A 15,994-nucleotide genomic window follows, 5' to 3' on the forward strand; every position below is an offset into this window, starting at 1 on the left:
CAGCAGGCCGCAACCAATGCGTGGGCTGAGCAAGGCTCCGGGCAGCAGACCGCAGGCAGCGCATGGGGCGAACAGGGCTCCGCGCAGCAGACCGCGAGCAGTGCGTGGGGTGAGCAAGGCTCCGCGCAGCAGACCGCGAGCAGTGCGTGGGGTGAGCAAGGGTCTGGGCAGCAGGGCGCGGGCGGGGCGTGGGGTGAGCGGGTTTCTGGGCCGCAGGGGTGGCAGGTTCGGGAGGTTGAGGGGGTCGCGGGCGGCGGGCGTGGGGGAAATGCCAAGGGGAAGAAGGGTGCTGGGGGTGGGGGCGCTGGGGCGAAGCTGCCGTTGGTGATTGCCGGTGGGGTTGCGCTGGTGATGTTGGTGGTGGCGGCGGTGTTCTTGATCACGTCGGGGGGTGACAAGGAGGCGGGGCCGGAGACCACGCCGACGAATCAGCCGACCGGGAGTCAGGCGACCAACCAGCCGACGGGTCAGAACAGCACCAAGCCCGGGCAGTCGAAGAACCCGAAGCTGCACGAGGGCGCCCGGATCTCGTCCGACGCGATCTCGTTCCCGCGCCGGAACCCGCCGTGGTCGGACAAGAAGCGGCTGGTCGAGCAACTGATCAACTCCAGCGGCCAATACATCCTGCTGCAGGAGAACTTCGACGGAAAGAACGACTGGTACGCCGACATCTTCGTCGGAGCGCTCGGCACCGGGTCCGGGTTCAACGGCGATCCGAAGGCGACCGCGGCGGCGCTGTCGATCCAGTTGCGAACCACGATGTACGGCGACATCCCGGTCACGTTCAAGACCGTGAGCAACGGCGCGGTGAAGCGGTCGGACAAGTCCGGCTGGTACTTCCAGCAAACCGTTACCGCGAAGTCGGCGAAGTTGACCGCCCGCGTGCTTACCCTGACGGTGGCCGTTTTCGACCTCGGTGACGGCACCGCAGTCGCCTACATCAGCGACATCCCCACCAACCGGCCGGATCTGAGGGCGGCCGAGAGTCAGGCCTACAAGGGAATCAACGTTGGCTGAGAACGAGAACCAGACCCCACAACCGCCCCAGCGGCCTCCGGCCCGGCACAGTGCACCGCCGCACTCGCCGGTCGGCCAGGACGGCTATCCCCAGGCGTACCCCGGGGACCAGGTACCACCTGCCCCCGCGTCGCCCGGTCCCATGCCGTCCGGCGACCCACTCGCCGGTACGCCGCAGGCGCCACCGGCCCCAGACACTTGGAGCGCCCCGGCGTCACCCACTGAACGACGTACGACGGAACCGGACGCATCCACCGCGCATGCAGGTGGCTCGGGGGATCCGTTGCTTGGGCAGTCACCTGCTCCGGCGCCGCCGCCTCCCCCGTCGGCAGACGTCGCCGAATCCGGTACGCCGTACTCCGGGCAGGCCAACCCGTATCAGCAGCAGCCCCGACCGCAGCACGCGGCGCAGGGCGGGCAACAACAGTCCTGGGCACAGCAACAACTAGCCCAGCAGCAGGCGGCCCAGCACCAGCCGGGCGCTCAGCAGCACGCGGGCGCGGGACACGGCGGTCAGCAGGCTGGTTCACAGCAGCCGGCTCAAGGGCAGCGGCCCCAGCAGCAGTCGTGGGCAGCGCAGCAGCTGGCCCAGCAGCAGGCACCTGGGCAGCAGCCGTCACAGGGGCTGCAGGCGGGGCAGCCGTCGCGGGGCCAGCAGGCTGGGCAGCCGTCGCAGGGGCAGCAGGTGGGGCAGCCGTACCACGGTCAGCAGGCGGGTGGGCCGCAGCAGGTTGGGGGCTCCTACCAGGGGCAGCAGCCGGGTGGGGCGCAGCACGCGGCTCAACCGCCCGGGTCGCCACAGGTCGGCGGCAGCTACCCGCCCGGCCAGGGCCAGTACGGCGGCCAGCCGCAGAGCCCGTTGTACGCGCAGCAGCCTGGGCAGACGTCGTATGGCCAGCAGCCGGGCCACCTGGCGCCAGGTCAGCAGCCGGGTCAGCCGCCGCAAAGGCAGCAGCCGGGTCAGCCGGTGCGAGGGCAGCACGCTGGGCAGCCGGGGCAAGGGCGGCAAGCTGGCCCGACGGCGGAAGGACAGCACGCCGCCCAGTCGTCACAGGGCCAGCCCCAAGGTCAGCCGCCGTACGGCCAGCAGCCCGGGCAGACGGCGCACACCCAGCAGGCGGGGCAGGCGGCGTACACCCAGCAGGCCGCCTATACCCACCAGGCGGCGTATGGCCAGCAGGCGGGGCAGGGCGGTTATGGGCAGCGGCTTCCTGGGGCCGATGGTGCGGACGGCGGTGGTGGGAAGTCGCCGATGGATGGGGCGATGCGGGCGCGGCTGATCGGTGCGCTCGTGCTGGTTGTCGCCGCGCTTGCGACCACCGGGATCAGCGTCGGCTGGATCTGGACCAAGGCTGACGCGGTGACCCCGGTGACGATGCCGTCCGGTGGGCAGAAGCCGATGGAGACGGTCGACCCGTCGGCGAAGCCGTCCGAGACGCCGACTCCGACCGGCAAGGTGCTCGGTACCGAGATGGTTGCCGGCAACAAGGACACGATGCCGATCATGAGCTCGGCGTGGACCAGCGAGTACGACCGGGTAGGCCTGTGGGGCGGGACCGCGATCTGGTTCACCGTGCACGCGAACTACGACGGCAAGAAGGGCACCTGGGGCAACTACGTCGCGTTCGGCCAGCTGGCGCCGCAGATCCCGTACGTCAACACCGCTGCCGGCCGGCGGGCGGCCGCGGGCCAGGCGGCCTCCCGGGCGGTCGTCAGTCTGTACGACAAGGACGCGAAGATCTCCGCGGTCACGCACAAGGCGATTACGGTCGACGGCCACCCGGGCCACGAGATCACCGCGCGGATCGCGATCAACCAGCCGCCGCTGAAGGAGACGTTCTCGACGATCATGATCGCGCTGATCGACCGCGGTGACGGCAAGACGGCGGCCGTCTCGATCGCGGACATCGCCGGATCCACGCCGGCGTGGCAGAACGTCTGGCGCTACAAGGTCAGCCAGATCAAGATCAACCAGTGACGAAGAAGGGGCCGGCGTCGCCGGCCCCTTCTTTCAACTGAGCAGCTACCGCACCGAGACGCAGGCAGCGATCCAGCGGTCCAGCACGTCCTTGGCCGCACCCGAGTCGATCGCCTCCGCGGCCCGGTCCATGCCGGCCCGGATCCGGCTGGTGATCGGCTCGTCCGTCGGGGTGTACGCCGCCAGCGCCGCCCCCGCGTTCAGCAGTACGACGTCCCGCACCGCCCCGGGCTCGCCCTCGAGCAACGCCCGCACCACCTTGGCATTGAACGCCGCATCCGCACCCTTCAACGCGTCCGCGGCCACCGGCGCGATCCCCAGTTCACGCGGATCGACCGTGAACGGCCCGTCCACCGAGCCCCCGCCGACCGTCCACACCTGCGAGGTCGTCCGGGTCGTCAGCTCGTCGAGTCCGTCGTCACCGTGGAACACCAGCGCGTCGATCCCCCGCCGCGCCAGCACCCCGGCCATCAGCCCGGCGATCCGCCCGTCCCCGACCCCTACCGCCTGCGCGGACGGGTTGCCCGGATTCGCCAGCGGGCCGAGGAAGTTGAAGGTGGTCGGCACCCCGAGCTCACGCCGCGGTACGGCGGCATGCCGCAGCGCCGGGTGGAACGCCGGGGCGAAGCAGAAGGTGATCCCGGCCAGCTCCCCCACCTCGGCCACCTGCTCGGCGGTGAGGTCGAGCGGTACGCCGAGCTCCTCGAGGACGTCGGCCGCCCCACAGGCCGACGAGGCCGCGCGGTTGCCGTGCTTGAGCACCTTGGCGCCGGCGCCGGCCGCGACGATCGCGGACATCGTGCTGATGTTCACGGTGTGGGCTTGGTCACCGCCGGTGCCGACGACGTCAAGCGTGCGGCCCGGCACCGAGATCTTGGTGGCGAAGTCGCGCATGGTCGCGACCAGGCCCTCGACCTCGGCAACCGTCTCGCCCTTGGACCGCAGCGCGACCACGAACCCGGCGAGCTGGGCCGGCGACGCGGCACCGGACAGGATCTGTTCCATCGCCCACGCGGTGGCGGACGCGTCCAGGTCTTCGCGCCGCAGCAGCGGATTGAGCACCTGCGGCCAGGTGTAGGCGGTCATGGGGCCTCCCGGCCTGGACTGAGGAGCGTAGGGAGCGCAGCGACTGGAGCGACGAGGGAAGGGCGGGAGTCATAGCCCCATGACCTGCCGCGCGCTAGCGCGGCAATGTGCACGGTCATGGGGCCTCCCGGCCTGGACTGAGGGTCAGGCAGTCGTGGCGGGCAGCTTGGCCAGGCGCTGCCGGAGCAGGTCGGCGGTGACCTCGGCCAGCCGGACCGGGTCGATCGGGTGCGAGACCGCGGCCTCGGCCCGGGACCAGGTGGCCAGCCAGGCGTCCTGCGGACGGCCGGTGATGACGAGCACCGGCGGGCACTGGAAGATCTCGTCCTTCAGCTGCCGGGCGATTCCCATCCCGCCGGCCGGCACCGCCTCGCCGTCCAGGATGGCCAGGTCGATCCCGCCCTTGTCCATGGTCTTGATCACGGCCGGCTCGGTCGCGCACTCGACGTACTCGAGCACGGGCAGATCGGCGGCCGGACGCTTGCCCAGCGCCAGCCGGACGGATTCCCGCGTCGTACGGTCGTCGCTGTAGACGAGCACCTTCAGCGGACGCTCTGAACTCATCGATCCATCCCAAGCTGTGTGTCTGTGACGAGTGGACATGCAAACAACACGGCGAATGCTACCGGGGCGCCTGTCCGCTCCGGCGAGCCTGTTCCTCCAACCGGTCCAGCCGGCGGTCCTCACGGCGGGCCTCCCGCTGCGACTCGCGCACCCACTGGACGAAAAGTACGCCGAAGAACACCAGCCCGACGATGTCGCCGGAACCCCACAGCAGCCCGCCGGCGATGTACTGGTCGCGCAACGGCGACGGCGGCCAGGACCGGCCGAAGCTGGTGTACCAGTCCTCCGCGATCAGCTTGTTCGCCGACATGATCGTGATGCCGAGGAAGGCGTGGAACGGCAGCGTGAGGAACGTCATGATCAGCCGGAACGGGTAGATCACCCGGCCCGGCACCGGGTCGAGCCCAAGCAGTGGCCAGAAGAACAGTGCGCCGACCAGGATGAAGTGCAGATGGAGCAGGTCGTGCAGCACGGTCGAGCGCAACGTGGCGTCGTACCAGCCGCTGAAGTACAGCGCCCACGGACTGAGCACGAACAGCGTGAAGCCGACCATCGGGAAGCACATCACCTTGGCGAACCGCGAGTGCAACACGGAGAGCAACCATTTCCGCGGCCTGGCCGGCAGGGTGCGCAGGGCCAGTGTCACCGGTGCGCCGAGCGCCATCATCAGCGGCGTGAGCATCGACAGGATCATGTGCTGGGCCATGTGCACGCTGAGCAACACGGTGTCGTACGTGCCGAGGGCCGACTGGGTGGCGATCACAGCGCTTCCCAGCCCCAGGCCGACGAACGCGAACGTGCGGCCGCGGGACCACTTGTCACCCCGCGCGCGAAGCTTGTGCACGCCGTACAGATAGAGCGCTGCCAGTACGACGATCACGCCAAGTAACACCGGTTCGAAGGTCCAGGCAGTCAGCAGCCGGAGCGGTGTCAGCGGCGCGATCTGGTCGCCGGGCTCGGCGTGGAGGGGAAGCACGCTTCCACAGTAGTGTCCTGAGCCGGGCGAGATCCGAGTGGCTGCGGTGTTCAGGTGCGTGCATCGTGGCGCTTCCGGCGCGTCCTCGATGCGGAGCATCGTGGATGTGCCGGAAGTGGCGCGAGGTGCGTGCCTGGGCGCCGCAGACGCCGGATGTCGCCCGGCTCAGGACACTGTGAAAGCGATAGTTGCCGACATGCATGGGGGTGGTCGTGGCAGTTGAGACGAGGACCGACATAATGACCGCGTGGCCACTGCAACCGCGCTCCCAGCGTCTCGTGAACACGGACACCACGACCGTCCCAGCATGGTCAGTGTCGGCACGATCGTCTGGCTCTCGAGCGAACTGATGTTCTTCGCCGCCCTGTTCGCGGCGTACTTCACGATCCGGTCGGTGACGACCGCTGCCGCCGTTCCCGGGACGGAGACGTTGTGGCAGGCGTCGACCGAGATGCTGAACGTGCGATTCGCCTCGGTCAACACGTTCGTCCTGGTCGCGTCGTCGTTCACCTGCCAGGCGGGTGTGTTCGCCGCCGAGCACGGCAAGGTGGGCCGGACCGGATCGATGCTGAACTTCCGCGCCTGGGGCATGCGTGAGTGGTTCATCCTCACGTACCTGATGGGCGCGGTCTTCATCGCCGGCCAGGTGACCGAGTACGCCGCCCTGCTCCACGAGGGCCTGTCGATCTCGTCGTCGCCGTACGGGTCGGTCTTCTACCTGACCACCGGGTTCCACGGTCTGCACGTGACCGGCGGTCTCATCGCTTTCGTGTACGTCCTGGCCAGGACGTACATGGCTCGTAAGTTCACCCACGAACAGGCCGTCTCGGCGATCGTCGTGTCGTACTACTGGCACTTCGTCGACGTGGTCTGGATCGCCCTGTTCGCGACCATCTACCTGCTCAAATGAGTGAGAAGAGACTTTCCTTGTCACCGGCGCGCTTTCTCTCCGCGCGACGACGGCACCGGTCAGCCGGCCTCGTCGTGCTCCTGTTCGGCCTCCTGGCAGTGGGTTCGGCGTACGCCGCCTTCGCCCCTGACGACGCGGTCGCGGACAACTCGGCCCAGTCCCAGCAGATCGAGGAGGGCAAGAAGCTCTTCGCGGTCGGTTGCTCCAGCTGCCATGGCCTGAACGCCGAGGGCAGCGGCAACGGCGAGGGCGAGATGGCCGGCCCGTCGCTGATCGGCGTCGGCGCGGCCGCGGTCGACTTCCAGGTCGGCACCGGCCGGATGCCCGCCATGCAGCCGGGCGCCCAGGTGCCGCGCAAGACGCCGGTGTACTCGCAGGAGGAGATCGAGGCACTGGCCGCGTACGTCGCCTCCCTCGCCCCCGGCCCGGCCGTCCCGGCGCAGGAGTCGTACGACGTGAGCAAGGCCACCGACGAGCAGGTCACCCGCGGTGGCGAGCTGTTCCGCACCAACTGCACGGCGTGCCACAACTTCGCCGGCCGTGGCGGTGCGCTGCCGAACGGTCGTTACGCGCCGTCGCTGATGGGCGTGAGCGAGAAGCACATCTACGAGGCGATGCTCACCGGTCCGCAGCAGATGCCGGTCTTCTCCGACCAGGTGATGCAGCCGGAGGACAAGCGCGACATCATCGCCTACCTGAAGGCGCTGGAGACCCAGAAGGACCCGGGCGGCTTCGGTCTCGGCCGGCTCGGCCCGGTGTCCGAGGGTCTGTGGGGCTGGCTGGTCGGGATCGGCCTGCTGGTCTGCGTAGCGGTCTGGATCGGCGCCAAGGGTGTCAAGGCCAAGGGAGTGAAGGCCAGTGAGTGACGACAAGCTGCCTGTGAAGGCAGAGGAGGAGCACGGCGGTCAGGTTCAGGTAGCGGAGCCGATCGCGGACCCGGGCCTGGAGGCGCACGAGTACCGGATCACCGATATCGACCCGAAGGCTGCCGACCGCGTCGAGCGGCAGGTGGCGGGCATGTTCGGCCTGTCCACCCTGCTCGTGCTCGGTGCCTGCGTGGCGTACTTCGCCATCCCGCGCGACGCCCAGCTCGTCTTCGGCCCGCTGTCCGGTAACGCCAACAACATGACGCTCGGCCTGTGCATCGGGCTGGCGCTGTTCCTGATCGGCGCCGGCGCGATCCAGTGGGCCAAGAAGCTGATGGTCGACGAGGAGATCTCCGAGGAGCGGCACGCCGCGCACTCGACGCTGGAGCAGAAGGCCGACATCACCGACGCCTTCCAGGAGGGGGTTGCGGAGTCCGGGTTCACCCGGCGCAAGCTGATCCGCCGCTCGCTGCTCGGCGCGCTCGGTGTGCTCGGCCTGCCGGCCATCGTGTTGCTGCGCGACCTCGGCCCGCTCCCGGGCCGGACGCTCTACCACACCATCTGGGCCAGGGGCATCCGCGTCGTCAACGACGTCACGCTGCGCCCGATCAAGCCGTCCGACCTGGTCATCGGCCAGCTCGTCAACGCCGCCCCCGCCAACCTGGCTCCGATCCAGGAAGAGAGCCCGGTCGAGTACCAGAACGCCAAGGCGAAGGCCGCGGTGATCGTGGTCCGGATCAGGCCGAGCGAGATCCGTACGCCGGCCGGCCGGGAGAACTGGGGTGTCGACGGCATCCTGTGCTACTCCAAGATCTGCACCCACGTCGGTTGCCCGATCTCGCTGTACGAGCAGACCACCCACCACGTGCTCTGCCCGTGCCACCAGTCGACCTTCGACCTCGCGGACGCCGCCAAGGTCGTCTTCGGCCCTGCGGCCCGGCCACTTCCTCAGCTACCGTTGGCAGTGGACTCGGAGGGCTACCTGATCGCACAGAGCGACTTCACCGAGCCAGTCGGTCCGAGCTTCTTCGAACGAGGGTGACCGCACGTGTCTGACAAGGATTTCCCACCACCGGTCAAGTATCTCGACGACCGCCTCGGGATCGCCAAGATCGGGCGGAAGAACCTCCGCAAGGTCTTCCCGGACCACTGGTCCTTCATGCTCGGTGAGATCGCGCTCTACAGCTTCATCATCCTGCTCCTCACCGGCGTCTTCCTGACCTTCTGGTTCAAGCCGTCGATGGCCGAGATCGAGTACCAGGGCTCGTACAGCCTGCTCAAGGGCCTGCACATGTCCGAGGCGTACGCCTCGACGCTGGACATCTCGTTCGACGTCCGCGGCGGTCTGCTGATGCGGCAGATCCACCACTGGGCGGCGGTGCTGTTCATCGCCGCGATGATGGTGCACCTGCTCCGCATCTTCTTCACCGGCGCGTTCCGCAAGCCGCGTGAGCTGAACTGGGTGATCGGCTTCACGATGCTGTTCCTCGGCATCGTCGAGGGCTTCATCGGCTACGGCCTGCCCGACGACCTGCTGTCCGGTACTGGTCTGCGGATCACCCAGGGCATGATCCAGGCGTCACCGGTGATCGGCACCTACATGAACTTCTTCATCTTCGGGGGCGAGTTCCCCGGCGATGACATGGTGCCCCGATTCTTCATCGTGCACGTGCTGCTGATCCCCGGGTTGATCCTGCTGCTGGTCACGCTCCACCTGTTCCTGGTCGTGTACCACAAGCACACGCAGTACCCGGGCCCCGGCCGGACCAACAACAACGTGGTCGGCTACCCGCTGTGGCCCGTCTACACGGCCAAGGCCGGCGGCTTCTTCTTCGTCGTGTTCGGCATCACCGCGCTGATGGGCGCACTGATGCAGATCAACCCGGTCTGGCTGTACGGGCCGTACAACCCGGCGGAGGTGACGGCGGGATCCCAGCCGGACTGGTACATGGGCTGGCTGGAAGGCTCGGTCCGCATCATGCCCGGCTTCGAGTCCCATTTCTGGGGCATCACGCTGAGCTGGAACCTGATCATCCCGGCCCTGCTGATACCTCCCGCCTTCGTCACGCTGGTCGCGCTCTACCCGTTCATCGAGGGCTGGATCACCGGTGACAAGCGCGAGCACCACCTGCTGGACCGGCCGCGCAACATGCCGACCCGGACCGGCATCGGCGCCGCCTTCATCACCTTCTACGGCCTGCTCTGGATCGGTGGCGGCAACGACCTGATCGCCACCCACTTCGGGATCTCGCTGAACAACGTGACCTGGTTCCTGCGGTTCGCGGTGATCCTCGGCCCGATCCTGGCGTTCTGGATCACCCGCCGGGTCGCGATCTCGCTGCAGCGGTCCGACAACGAGCGGCTCCTGCACGGCCTGGAGACCGGCATCATCGTCCGCTCCCCCGACGGTGCGTACTCGGAGAAGCACACGCCGATCTCGACGTACGAGGCCTACGAGCTCACCGCCCGGGACCGGTTGCTGCCGCTCGACATCGGTCCGGAGACCGACGAGAACGGCGTCCGCGCCCCACGCCGGGCTCTGAACAAGCTCCGCGCCCGGCTGTCGCGCTTCTACTTCGCCGACGCGGTGCAGAAGCCGACCCGCGAGGAGGTCGAGGAGGCTCAGGCCCACGCGCACGACGCGGACGAGATCCACGAACTGGGCGAGACCGAGACCTACCGCGAGGTCACCAGCGACAGGTCCTGACCCAGCATCACCCCAAGAAGCCCCGGCCATCGCCGGGGCTTCTTGCTTTTATCCGATCGCGTCGGTCACCGCCTCCAGGTATCTCTTGACCACGGCTCGCTCGGATGGCTGGAGCTCGACCGCGATCAGGCGCTCGAGCAGTGGGCCGAAGAACTGCCAGCCGAGGGCGACTGCGCTGTCGGAAACCTGGAGGCGGGAGCTGCGACCGTCTGAGCGGCTTCTGAGGCGTTCGACGTGCCCGGCGGCCTCCAACCGGTGGATGACCGCTGTCGTCGCCTGAGACGACATCCCCAGCTGCCCAGCGAGCCACCCCGGCGTCGCCTCCACACCGGCCCGCTCGGCGTCCAGCAGCCGGATCAAGGCCCGTACGTCGGTCCCGTGCAAGCCCGTCGTACGCGCGAACTCCCCCACCGCGAGCTCCAGCCGCGACGCGACCTCTCGCAGCCGGTGCACCAACTTCAACGCCGCCGCCCGCTCCGGATCCGCCGGCATCACTCCCTCACGCATACTCCCCAATTTACCTCACTGAGTGAGCTATCCTCACGACATGACTTTCGAGGACGCGTACGACGCTCTGCTCGACCGCTGGGGTGTCCCGGTGGAACGGCTCGACATTGGCGGCACCCACGTGAACGCGTGCGGCCCACTCGACGCCCCTCCCCTGGTCCTCCTGGCCGGCCACGGCGCGACCTCCCCGGTATGGTTCACCGTCGCCCCGCGACTAGCCGAGACCCACCGCGTCTACGCCCCCGACCTCCCCGGCGACGCCGGCCGCAGCACCGCCACGCCACCACGACAGGTCGACGACCTGATGGCTTGGCTCACCGGCGTACTCGACGGGCTCAAGGTCGACCAGACTGCTCTCTGCGGTCACTCGTACGGCGCCTGGACCGCCTTGACCTTCGCTCTACGCAACCTCGACAAGGTCGGCCGGCTGGCACTCGTCGACCCCACGGACTGCTTCACCGGACTCCGAATCCCGTACATCGCCCGCGCGTTGCCCAGCCTCCTGCGCCCTTCACGGGAACGGACGAGGTCGTTCCTCCGCTGGGAAACCCAGGGCCTGCCGGTCGACGAGCAGTGGCTCGAACTTGCCGCCCTGGCCGCCGAGCAGCCCACCGCTCCCTTCGTCCGCCCCAAGCGCCCGACCGACGATCAACTGCGGTCCCTACAGCCCGCTCCCCTGGTCTTCGTGGCGGCCCGCAGCAAGAGTCATGACGCCAACCGTCTCACCCAGCGCGTCACCACCCTCATCCCGGCGGCAACCGTCGTACGGGTCGAAACCGCGACGCATCACTCCCTGCCAGTCCTGCACAGTGACGAGGTCGTGAACGCTTTGACAGCCTCAGAGTGGTCAGGACAGGGCTGAGCCGGCCTTGTAGGCGGCCCAGGTCATGTTCCAGTCGGTCCAGCCGTTGCCGGGCTCCATCTTGCGGGTGGTGCCGGTGACGATGACAGGGTCGCCGCGCAGGGTCTGCTGGAAGTACCACTGGCCGTTCGCGAGGCTCATGCCGACACAGCCGTGGCTGACGTTCTCGCTGCCCTGGCTGCCGCTCGACCAGGGCGCGCCGTGGATGAACTCACCGGAGGTCGTGACCCGCTGGGCCCACTTCACGTCCCGGATGTCGTAGTACTCCGGGTCGCCCGGCTTGATGCCGACGGTGCGGGCGTCCATCCGCTTGGTGGGGAACTTCTCCATGATCACCTTCACCCCGCTGCGGGTGGTGAAACCGTCCTTGCCGGCGGTGATCGGGATGCTCCGGGCCAGCTTGCCGTTGATGGTGACGTACATCGTGTGCTTCTTGACGTCGACCTTGCTGACCACGGACCTGCCGATGGCGAAGGAGATCTCGCGGCTGGCCGAGCCCCAGGTGCTGTTCCCGGCGTTCACGCCCTGGGTGTCGATGTTCACCGTCACCCTGGTGCCGGCCGGCCAATAGTTCTTCGGCCGGTAGTTGACCTGCTTGCTGTTCATCCAGTGCCAGCTGCCGTCGACCGGGACCGACGTGGTCACCTTGAGCCGCTTCTCCACCGCGGCACGGTCCGTGACCGGGTTGTTCCAGTAGATCTGGATCGGCATCGCGACACCGACGGTCTCACCGTTCAGCGGGGCGACCGAGGCCTTCAGGTTCCTGGCCGCCTTCAGGGTCTTGAAGGTCGAGCTGATCGGCACGGACGCGCCGTCGGTGCCCTCCGCGGAGCCGGTCAGGGTGTACGTCGCCCCCGGCTCGAGCTGCGGCACGGAGGTCCACTGGTTCTTGTCCGGGTTGAAGCTGCCGGCCACCTTGTCGCCGTCGTCGTCCTTGAGCGTGACGTCCTTCAGCGTGCCTACCGAGGTCTTCACGGTCACCGGAGTGTCCGGCTTGACCGAGGTGGCGCCCTTGGCCGGGACGACCGAGACGTTGGCCGCACCCGGGTCCTGGGACGGCGTCGTCGAGGCACCAGGGGTGGTCGAGGCTCCCGGCGTACCGCTGGTCTGCGTCGTGCCCGGCGACGACGGGGAGCCCCCCGCCTCGGTGTCGCTGCACGCGGTGCCCACCATCAGCATCACGCAGATCCCCGCCACGGCCAAGCCGTGCTTCCTCACCGAACCGCCTACCATTCCCCAGCTCTCCCCTGTTGAAACCAACGCCGCCAGAGTAACCCGCCGTACCGACAGATCCCGGCAGCACACGGCCACCACAGTGGTACGGACCACAACGGCCCATTCTCCGGTGGCACCCCGTAAGACGCGCAAAGGCGCCATCCGGTTGGCTTCCGGATGGCGCCCGTACGACGTTGAGCTGGTGACCCTAGTGAGCCCTAGTGAGCCCTAGTGAGCATGGTCACCGCGGTAGTACTCGAAGATGAACCCGGACAGCGTGACGATGCCGAGCGCGCAGCCGGCGATGAACAGCCACCAGCCGAAGACGAGGCCCAGCACGACCACCGACAGGGTCAGCGCGCACCACAGCGGCCACCACGAGTACGGCGGGAAGAAGCCGAGCTCACCGGCTCCCTCGACGATCTCGGCCTCCTTGCGGTCCTCCGGCCGGGGGTCCATCCGGCGCGCGGTGATGCTCAGGTAGAACGCCACCAGCAGGGCGAGGAAGAACGTCATCACCAGCGCGGTGGTACCGGTCGGGTCCTCCGACATCAGCCAGTAGATCGGCGTGACGACCAGCACGAACACGCTCAGGATCCCGAAGACCCAGGCTTCGACCTTCACGCCTTGTCCTTCCCCTCGATACCGGCGTTCTGCTCCAGGTGCTCGACCCGGCCGTCGTCCTCACCGGCGTCGAGCAGGTTGTCCTTCGGCGCCCGGTTGTCCGGGTACTCGGCCAGTGCGAGGTCCGCGTGGTGCAGGTCGAACGCCGGGCTCTCGGACCGGATCCGCGGCAGCCGATCGAAGTTGTGCCGCGGCGGCGGCGAACTGGTCGCCCACTCCAGCGACCGACCCCAGCCCCACGGGTCGTCGACACCGACCAGCGGTGCCTTGCGCGACTTGTACACGTTGTAGAAGAACGGCAGCATCGACAGGCCCAGCACGAAGGCACCGACGCTGGACACCTCGTTGAGCGTGGTGAAGCCTTCGTTCGCACCGTACGACGCGTAGCGCCGCGGCATGCCCTCGACACCGAGCCAGTGCTGCACCAGGAACGTGGTGTGGAACCCGATGAACAGCAGCCAGAAGTGCAGCTTGCCGAGCTTCTCGTCGAGCATCCGGCCGGTCATCTTCGGCCACCAGAAGTAGAACCCGGCGAACATCGCGAACACCACCGTGCCGAAGACGACGTAGTGGAAGTGCGCCACCACGAAGTAGGAGTCGGACAGCTGGTAGTCCAGCGCCGGCGAGGCCAGGATGATGCCGGTCAGACCGCCGAAGAGGAAGGTGGTCAAGAAGCCCACCGACCACAGCATCGGGGTGTCGAACGACACCGATCCGCCCCACATGGTGCCGATCCAGTTGAAGAACTTCACCCCGGTCGGGACCGCGATCAGGAACGTCATGAAGGAGAAGAACGGCAGGTTCACCGCACCGGTGACGAACATGTGGTGCGCCCAGACCGCCACGGACAGCACCGCGATACCGAGCGTCGCGCAGACCAGGCCGATGTAGCCGAAGACCGGTTTGCGGCTGAACACGGGCAGGATCTCGGTGATGATGCCGAAGAACGGCAACGCGATGATGTAGACCTCGGGGTGCCCGAAGAACCAGAACAGGTGCTGCCACAACAGCGGCCCGCCGTTCGCGGCGTCGAAGACGTGAGCCCCCAAGGCCCGATCCGCCTCCAGCATCAGCAGCGCGCCGGCCAGGATCGGGAACGCGATCAGCACCAGGATCGAGGTGACCAGGATGTTCCAGACGAAGATCGGCATCCGGAACATCGTCATCCCCGGCGCCCGCATGGTGATGATCGTGGTGACGAAGTTGACCGCACCGAGGATGGTGCCCAGACCGGCCATCCACAGGCCCATGATCCACAGGTCACCGCCGACGCCCGGCGAGCGGACCGCGTTCGACAGCGGCGCGTAGGCGAACCAGCCGAAGTCGGCCGCGCCGCCCGGGGTGAAGAAGCCGCTGATGGTGATCAGGCCGCCGAACAGGAACAGCCAGAAGCTGAACATGTTCAGCCGCGGGAAGGCGACGTCCGGGGCGCCGATCTGGACCGGCATGATCACGTTGGCGAACCCGACGAACAGCGGCGTCGCGAACAGCAGCAGCATGATCGTGCCGTGCATGGTGAAGAGCTGGTTGTAGACCTCCTCGTTCACGATCTGCAGGCCCGGCTTGGCCAGCTCGGCGCGGATGACCAGCGCCATCACGCCGCCGATCAGGAAGAACGCGAACGAGGTGATCAGGTACATGTGCCCGATCAGCTTGTGGTCGGTGGTGGTGAGCCACTTGACCGCGAGTTGGCCCTTGGTACGCGCCCGGGGCAGAGCGGTAGTGGTCGCACCGATGGCACCGGTGCGCTCGGCGAAGTCGGTCACTTCTCGCCCTCCTCTGACCCATGGCCAGGAATGGTGGTGGCGTCCTGGCCACCGGTGGCGGCGCCGGTCTGGCCCTTGGCGGCCAGCTCACGCAGGTGTGCGTCGTACTCGGCGCGGGTGACCACCTTGACGGAGAAGACCATCCGGCTGTGGTAGAGCCCGCAGAGCTCGGCGCACTTGCCGGCGAAGGTCCCGGTCTTGGTCGGGGTCAGCTCGAACTTGTTGGTCCGGCCGGGGATGACGTCGAGCTTGAAGTAGAACGACGGCACCCAGAAGGAGTGGATCACGTCTTGTGAGGTCAGGTCGAACTTGACCGACTCGTTCACCGGCAGCCAGAGCTCGGCGGGCTTCTCCAGGGTGCCGGTCTCCCAGACGCCCTCCTGCCCGTCGACCGTCTCCTTGTAGTTGAAGGTCCACTGCCACTGCTGGCCCACCACGTTGACGGTGTGCTGCGGGGTGTCCGACATCGCGGTGATCTGGTTGCCGTGCTCGACGGTGTAGTAGAAGAGCACACCGATGATGGCGAACGGCGCCAGCGTGTAGAGCACCTCGAGCGGCAGGTTGTACCGGACCTGCTTCGGCGCGTCCTCGCTGCGCTTGCGGTACCGCACGACGACGTACAGGATCAGGGCCCAGACCATCACGCCGACGATCAGGGCAGCGATCCAGGCGCCGATCCAGAGGCTTCGGACGGCCTCGGTCCGGTCCGATGCGCCCTCGGGGAGACCGAGTCGTTTCCACTGCTCAGTGGTCGCCGACGAACAACCGGTCAGCAGCAGGGTGCCGAGCACCACTCCCGTACCGACCAGCAGGCGTCGCTTCGCCGGACGTGTGGCGCCGGCAAGACCTGCCGCGCGCTCGTCCACTCCGGGCGTGCCGTTCGAACCCACGGGGCGCCTTTCCCTTCCCAAGTGAG

15 protein-coding genes are annotated in these 15,994 nt (G+C 68.0%); 7 read left to right on the forward strand and 8 right to left on the reverse strand.

Features of this window, described 5'->3' with window-relative positions:
• The first annotated feature begins 348 nt into the window (after positions 1–348).
• Both AB0F43_RS02265 and AB0F43_RS02270 read left to right on the forward strand, forming a co-directional pair.
• Positions 349–1,017 (forward strand): hypothetical protein, encoded by a 669-nt coding sequence (locus tag AB0F43_RS02265; protein ID WP_360469433.1) that lies wholly within the window; start codon positions 349–351, stop codon positions 1,015–1,017.
• Positions 1,010–2,995 carry a hypothetical protein gene (locus tag AB0F43_RS02270; protein ID WP_360469436.1) on the forward strand — a complete coding sequence of 662 codons (1,986 nt, stop codon included), beginning with the start codon at positions 1,010–1,012 and terminating at the stop codon, positions 2,993–2,995. The genes AB0F43_RS02265 and AB0F43_RS02270 overlap by 8 nt, the downstream gene beginning before the upstream one ends.
• Before the next feature lie 45 nt (positions 2,996–3,040).
• Here the strand turns inward: AB0F43_RS02270 and trpD are convergent, their stop codons facing one another.
• The 3 genes from trpD to AB0F43_RS02285 all read right to left on the reverse strand — a co-directional run bounded on the left by trpD (position 3,041) and on the right by AB0F43_RS02285 (position 5,621).
• The gene (gene trpD, locus AB0F43_RS02275; protein WP_360469439.1) at positions 3,041–4,081 is read right to left on the reverse strand and encodes an anthranilate phosphoribosyltransferase; all 1,041 of its coding nucleotides are present in this window, start codon (positions 4,079–4,081) and stop codon (positions 3,041–3,043) included.
• A gap of 144 nt (positions 4,082–4,225) precedes the next feature.
• Positions 4,226–4,645 carry a hypothetical protein gene (locus AB0F43_RS02280; RefSeq protein WP_337005742.1) on the reverse strand — a complete coding sequence of 140 codons (420 nt, stop codon included), beginning with the start codon at positions 4,643–4,645 and terminating at the stop codon, positions 4,226–4,228.
• 58 nt (positions 4,646–4,703) lie between these two features.
• Positions 4,704–5,621 carry a cytochrome c oxidase assembly protein gene (locus AB0F43_RS02285; RefSeq protein ID WP_360469441.1) on the reverse strand — a complete coding sequence of 306 codons (918 nt, stop codon included), beginning with the start codon at positions 5,619–5,621 and terminating at the stop codon, positions 4,704–4,706.
• Between the two features lie 247 nt (positions 5,622–5,868).
• Here AB0F43_RS02285 and AB0F43_RS02290 point away from each other — a divergent pair, with 247 nt between their 5' ends.
• Genes AB0F43_RS02290 through AB0F43_RS02305 form a run of 4 tightly spaced genes read left to right on the forward strand, consistent with a single transcriptional unit; the run spans position 5,869 to position 10,104 of the window.
• Complete coding sequence (locus AB0F43_RS02290) at positions 5,869–6,531, forward strand: heme-copper oxidase subunit III (RefSeq protein WP_360469444.1); 663 nt, start codon at positions 5,869–5,871, stop codon at positions 6,529–6,531.
• Complete coding sequence (locus AB0F43_RS02295; protein WP_360469447.1) at positions 6,528–7,397, forward strand: cytochrome c; 870 nt, start codon at positions 6,528–6,530, stop codon at positions 7,395–7,397. Before AB0F43_RS02290 ends, AB0F43_RS02295 begins: the two co-directional genes overlap by 4 nt.
• Before the next feature lie 13 nt (positions 7,398–7,410).
• Entirely contained in the window at positions 7,411–8,439 is a 1,029-nt protein-coding gene (locus AB0F43_RS02300; RefSeq protein WP_360472983.1) for a Rieske 2Fe-2S domain-containing protein, read from the forward strand.
• Positions 8,440–8,445: 6 nt separating this feature from the next.
• Entirely contained in the window at positions 8,446–10,104 is a 1,659-nt protein-coding gene (locus AB0F43_RS02305; RefSeq protein ID WP_360469450.1) for a cytochrome bc complex cytochrome b subunit, read from the forward strand.
• A 48-nt stretch (positions 10,105–10,152) separates the two neighbouring features.
• Here AB0F43_RS02305 and AB0F43_RS02310 read toward each other — a convergent pair whose 3' ends face one another.
• On the reverse strand, positions 10,153–10,611 hold the full coding sequence (locus AB0F43_RS02310; RefSeq protein WP_360469453.1) for a helix-turn-helix domain-containing protein: 459 nt from the start codon (positions 10,609–10,611) through the stop codon (positions 10,153–10,155).
• Between the two features lie 40 nt (positions 10,612–10,651).
• Between AB0F43_RS02310 and AB0F43_RS02315 the strand changes: the two genes are divergently transcribed.
• Complete coding sequence (locus AB0F43_RS02315; RefSeq protein ID WP_360469456.1) at positions 10,652–11,473, forward strand: alpha/beta fold hydrolase; 822 nt, start codon at positions 10,652–10,654, stop codon at positions 11,471–11,473.
• Here AB0F43_RS02315 and AB0F43_RS02320 read toward each other — a convergent pair.
• From AB0F43_RS02320 to coxB, 4 genes are all read right to left on the reverse strand, one after another.
• Positions 11,459–12,691 (reverse strand): Ig-like domain-containing protein, encoded by a 1,233-nt coding sequence (locus AB0F43_RS02320; RefSeq protein ID WP_360469459.1) that lies wholly within the window; start codon positions 12,689–12,691, stop codon positions 11,459–11,461. The genes AB0F43_RS02315 and AB0F43_RS02320 overlap by 15 nt on opposite strands.
• Positions 12,692–12,916: 225 nt before the next feature.
• The gene (locus tag AB0F43_RS02325) at positions 12,917–13,312 is read right to left on the reverse strand and encodes a cytochrome c oxidase subunit 4 (protein WP_360469462.1); all 396 of its coding nucleotides are present in this window, start codon (positions 13,310–13,312) and stop codon (positions 12,917–12,919) included.
• Positions 13,309–15,027 carry a cytochrome c oxidase subunit I gene (gene ctaD, locus AB0F43_RS02330; protein WP_360472986.1) on the reverse strand — a complete coding sequence of 573 codons (1,719 nt, stop codon included), beginning with the start codon at positions 15,025–15,027 and terminating at the stop codon, positions 13,309–13,311. The genes AB0F43_RS02325 and ctaD overlap by 4 nt, the downstream gene beginning before the upstream one ends.
• 47 nt (positions 15,028–15,074) lie before the next feature.
• Positions 15,075–15,968, reverse strand: coding sequence for a cytochrome c oxidase subunit II (gene coxB, locus AB0F43_RS02335; RefSeq protein ID WP_360469465.1), 894 nt, complete (start codon positions 15,966–15,968; stop codon positions 15,075–15,077).
• Positions 15,969–15,994 lie beyond the last annotated feature (26 nt).

The sequence above is a fragment of the Kribbella sp. NPDC023972 genome, assembly GCF_040639075.1.
Classification (GTDB): Bacteria; Actinomycetota; Actinomycetes; order Propionibacteriales; family Kribbellaceae; genus Kribbella.